Annotated in this window: 5 protein-coding genes; all 5 read right to left on the reverse strand. The window is 63.7% G+C overall.

What is annotated here, in order from left to right; translation table 11 throughout:
* Positions 1–141: 141 nt before the first annotated feature.
* The 5 genes from IEY62_RS21555 to IEY62_RS21575 all read right to left on the reverse strand — a co-directional run bounded on the left by IEY62_RS21555 (position 142) and on the right by IEY62_RS21575 (position 3,740).
* A complete protein-coding gene (locus IEY62_RS21555; RefSeq protein ID WP_189021450.1) occupies positions 142–543 on the reverse strand; it encodes a hypothetical protein in 402 nt (133 codons plus the stop codon).
* A 61-nt stretch (positions 544–604) separates the two neighbouring features.
* Positions 605–1,513 carry a DNA-processing protein DprA gene (gene dprA, locus IEY62_RS21560; RefSeq protein ID WP_189021451.1) on the reverse strand — a complete coding sequence of 303 codons (909 nt, stop codon included), beginning with the start codon at positions 1,511–1,513 and terminating at the stop codon, positions 605–607.
* Positions 1,514–1,994: 481 nt separating this feature from the next.
* Positions 1,995–2,144 carry a hypothetical protein gene (locus IEY62_RS21565; RefSeq protein ID WP_189021452.1) on the reverse strand — a complete coding sequence of 50 codons (150 nt, stop codon included), beginning with the start codon at positions 2,142–2,144 and terminating at the stop codon, positions 1,995–1,997.
* A 183-nt stretch (positions 2,145–2,327) separates the two neighbouring features.
* Complete coding sequence (locus IEY62_RS21570) at positions 2,328–3,311, reverse strand: DUF4192 family protein (RefSeq protein ID WP_189021453.1); 984 nt, start codon at positions 3,309–3,311, stop codon at positions 2,328–2,330.
* Positions 3,312–3,389: 78 nt separating this feature from the next.
* Entirely contained in the window at positions 3,390–3,740 is a 351-nt protein-coding gene (locus IEY62_RS21575) for a hypothetical protein (protein WP_189021454.1), read from the reverse strand.
* Positions 3,741–3,895: the final 155 nt, after the last annotated feature.

Genomic DNA, 3,895 nt, shown 5'->3' on the forward strand with positions numbered 1-3,895 from the left:
CCCGCCCGGGCTTGCCGCACGCACCAGGTAAGCACAGCCGGACCCGTCGCGGGAACGGCGGTCCGCCGCCGACAACCACCCACCAAAGCGGGCCACCCGCGGCGGACCGCCCGCCCACACAAGGCGAACGGCCCACCGGGCTTACGTGGCGCTGTCTCTCTCCGGGGTCGTGTGGGTGTTGAATCGGCGGAAGTTTGCGGCGATTTCCTTGGCGATGTCCGCGATCGGTGTTCCTGGCGTGATGGTCTTTTCTTCGTCACCGGGAAAGTCAACTGGTTCGCCGTCCTCGTCGTAGTGGTCCGGGCCGTAGTGGAGCTCTGCTGTCGTGAACTCCGATTCCAGAGGTGCGTTCCAGCTATATGAACCGGGGCCAATCGTGAAGGTGTGGCTGCCTTCCCGCTGAAGAAAGAGCGTTGCGGTGCCTCCGCCGGTCTGGTCGACGTGAAGTTCCAGACCTTCAGCTTTCATCGCGTCCACCAGCTCACGCGCGGGAAACCATGCGATCTCATCGGCGTCTTGTCGGATTTCGGGGCTTTCAGTCATGATCCTGTCTCCTTTATGAATGGGGCGGTGGCCGGGACGATCGTCCCGGCCACCGGTTTCTCTAGCTGGCGAGTAGTTCGGCTACTTCTGCGGCGTCGGAAACCAGCGCCGCCGTGCCCTCTTTCAGGAGCCTGTGGCAGCCCGCCGAGTTCGCACTGTGAACGCTTCCGGGCACCGCCGCCACATGCCGGGCAATGGTTTCGGCGTGGTGCGCGGCGTTCAACGCACCTGAACGCCAACGGGCCTCCACTACACAGGTCACCCCTGCAAGGGCGGCAATGATGCGGTTGCGCTGCAAAAAGCGGTGCCGCGTCGGCGCGTTTCCCGGGGGCTGCTCGGAGACGATCAAACCTTTGGCCCTGATCGCGGCCGCGAGGTCGGCGTTACCGGAGGGGTACACCCGGTCGAGGCCGCCGGCTGCGACCGCGATGGTCGCCGGTCCCTTGCCGGTGCCGCCAGCAAGAGCGCCACGGTGGGCATGGGTGTCGATGCCGTAACCAAGACCGGAGATAACGCAGATGCCACGCTGGGCCAGTCCATAGGCCAACTCGCCGGTAACATCAGCGCCGTAGCTGGTGGAATCACGGGAACCGGTCAAAGCCACTGAGCGCTGCGGGGCGGGGATCCCCTGGGCGATGTTCCCGACGTACCAGAGCCCATACGGGGCATCCGGCAGGTCATCAAGGCCGACGGGCCAACGCTCGTCCCCGGGGATAAGGAAACCCCCGCCCAGGCGTTCGATGGTAGCCAGATCCCTTTCCGCGTCCACGTCCGGGATCCGCTGCGCCCAACGGCGCAAACCTTCGTTCAAGTCCTCTCCGCTGATGTGGCGGAAAGTGTGGGGCGGTTGATCCCCAGTGGCCACTCTCAGGGCCGCAAATGCGCCCAAGGCTCCCACGAGAGCGCGGCCTGTTGTGTCCTGGGGGTCAAAGAGCCGGGTAAGGGCGGCGCGTGCGATGCGGTCGTTCATGGTGTTGCTCCTTCTTTTGCCGAGAAAGGTGGTGGGTGGGGCGGCTTAGTTGACCGGCCAGCTTCCCCTCTCCCCCCGTTGTTTTTTGGTTGCTGGCAAGCTTGCTTGCTCGGCGGCCAGCGGAGCCCTGTCTACCCTTGGGCAAGGTGTGGGAAATTCCCGGAGGAAATAAGCGACGCAGGAGCGCCGTAGGGAAATTCCTGCACCGCAGGCCCCGGAGCTCGCGGAGGGGCTAGACGGGGTGGAGTGGACGCCTACAATCCGGAGGACAGCAACCAGAAAACGTCGTAGACACAGAGGTGATGACGGGCAGGAGCTCTGCGACGGACCGGCAGCACCCAACAGCCGGCCACGGAGCGAAGCGGAGAGGACGCCCGTTCTGGTCTTGAAAGCCGAAGAGCCGGCACCCTGGTGGGGCCGGCTCTTCGTTGTTCCTCGGCAAAAAGGAAATCAATGGCGCAGCGTCGTTGATGCAGTGGTGTTAGATGTCGTGGTGTTCCTGGGGGTGGGTGAAGTCGACCGGTCCCAGGGACTCATTGGCGGTGAGTAGCTGCAGTTCGATGACGTCTTCAAGGAAGCTCGCGCCTGGTGTTGGTTTGTCGTCCTCGGTCAGGATGTATTCGGTTCCCATGCTGGATCTCCTGGTGCAGTGTTCTCGTTGGAGTTCACTGTAACCGTGGATCCTTTGCGTTGGCTGGGTCGAGGCTGCGCCCGCGCCAGCGTTATGGCGGCCGGGGGAACGCCAGCGGCGGAGGCCGCCCCGGTACCTGGATGGCCGGGCGGGACCGTCGCTGATCCTGCCCGGCCATCTTGGCTAGTTGATGGGGCGTTTGTAGGCGGTTTCCGGGTTCTTGGCCACCTCTGCGATGTAGACGTTGCCGATCAGTTCGCGCAGCAGTTCAGCGAACCGGTAGCCGGGTACGTCCTCAGCTGCCAGCTTCAGGTAACGCGCGGAGTGTGTTCCGGAGCCTTTGAGCCATTGCAGCCATCCCATCAGGGTCAGCATGGGTGCCCGCTGTCCTTCGGGGACTACTTTCATCAGTTCAAAGGCGAGGCCTTCGGCGCGGTCCACACGCTTCCAGTCGGGGCGGCCGTCGAACTTGCCCAGCATGATGTCAATGATGACGCCGTTGTTCGTGGTGATGGTGTCGGCCATGAGGAAGTCGCGGATGTACTCATCTTGGAACCATGCCGCCAGTTTCCGGGCGGTCTCTGTGTCCGGTGTGCCGGTTTCCTCCAGTGCGGCGACCCAGCCGCGGCGTGCCTGCTCCACGGATTCCTCCGTGCGGGCGGGCACCTGTACCGGTTCGACCCATTTGCCCAGCAAAGCCGGGTTGTAGACATCCACGGTCGAGGCGCTTCCCATGAAGGTCAAAGTGGCGTTGGCGTTGCTGTCCTTGACCTGATCCAGCGGGTTCCACTCCGTGGTGCCGTAAGCAGCCCAGTGGGTGCTGGTGACCAGATAGACCTTGCGGACGGGCATCCGGGCGGTGGCCAGTTCGTTGCCCAGGGCGGCGACGTGCGCGGCGTAAGGGAACCGGTCATCTTCGCCCGTTTCGTCGGTGTAGACGACGAGGTAGCATGCCGTGGCGTTTTCGTCTTCCGCTGCGAGGCTGGTCACCGTTTGGGCGAAACCCAGGGGAGCCGCGTCCATGGGTGCGTCCACACGCAGCGTAGCGCCAAGGGCCCCGCTAGTGGCGGTCAGCACGACGAATGATTCCGTCGGAGTTCCTCCGAGCAGGTGCGGGATGTAAGCCAGCAGGTCAGCGGGTCCGGTGAGAGTCAGTTTTTCCATCATGATGTGTGTTCCTTCTTTTGCCGAGAAAGTGGGTGGTGGGGTGGCCGGGAACGTCTGGTTCCCGGCCACCGTGGGCAGCTAGGCCGCTGGCTGGATCAGTCGGACGTCGAACAGGCGTTCGGCCCGGTGGATCAGGTACTCCGGTACATCGGTGTCGTGGTTGAGTCCTTCCCTGCCCAGGAACACCGCGTTTCCGGTCACCGGTAGGTCAAGGCCCGTTTCGTGGAGCAGCTGCGCGGCGCGGACGTTCGATGGCCCGGTGGTTTGCATTTCCGCATTCAGGTAGACCTGCCAGTCACCGCAGGCGATACTTTCGAGTTCTCCGCCGACGATGACCTGAAGGCTCGCGTGCCGGGCGTCAAGGGTGTGGACGGTGACGCTTTCGCTCAGTCGCGCTGGGATGTACAGCGCAATCAGGTGGGTAAGCATGGTGTTGCTCCTTCTTTTGCCGAGAAATGTGGTGGGTGGGGCGGCTTAGGTGACCGGCCAGCTCCCCTCTCCCCCCGTTGTTTTTTGGCTGCTGGCGAAGCTTGCGGAGCTGTGGCCGACGGAGGCCTGTCTACCCTTGGGCAAGGTGTGGGAAA

Origin of the sequence: Paenarthrobacter histidinolovorans (assembly GCF_014647595.1) — a bacterium.
Lineage (GTDB): Bacteria > Actinomycetota > Actinomycetes > Actinomycetales > Micrococcaceae > Arthrobacter > Arthrobacter histidinolovorans.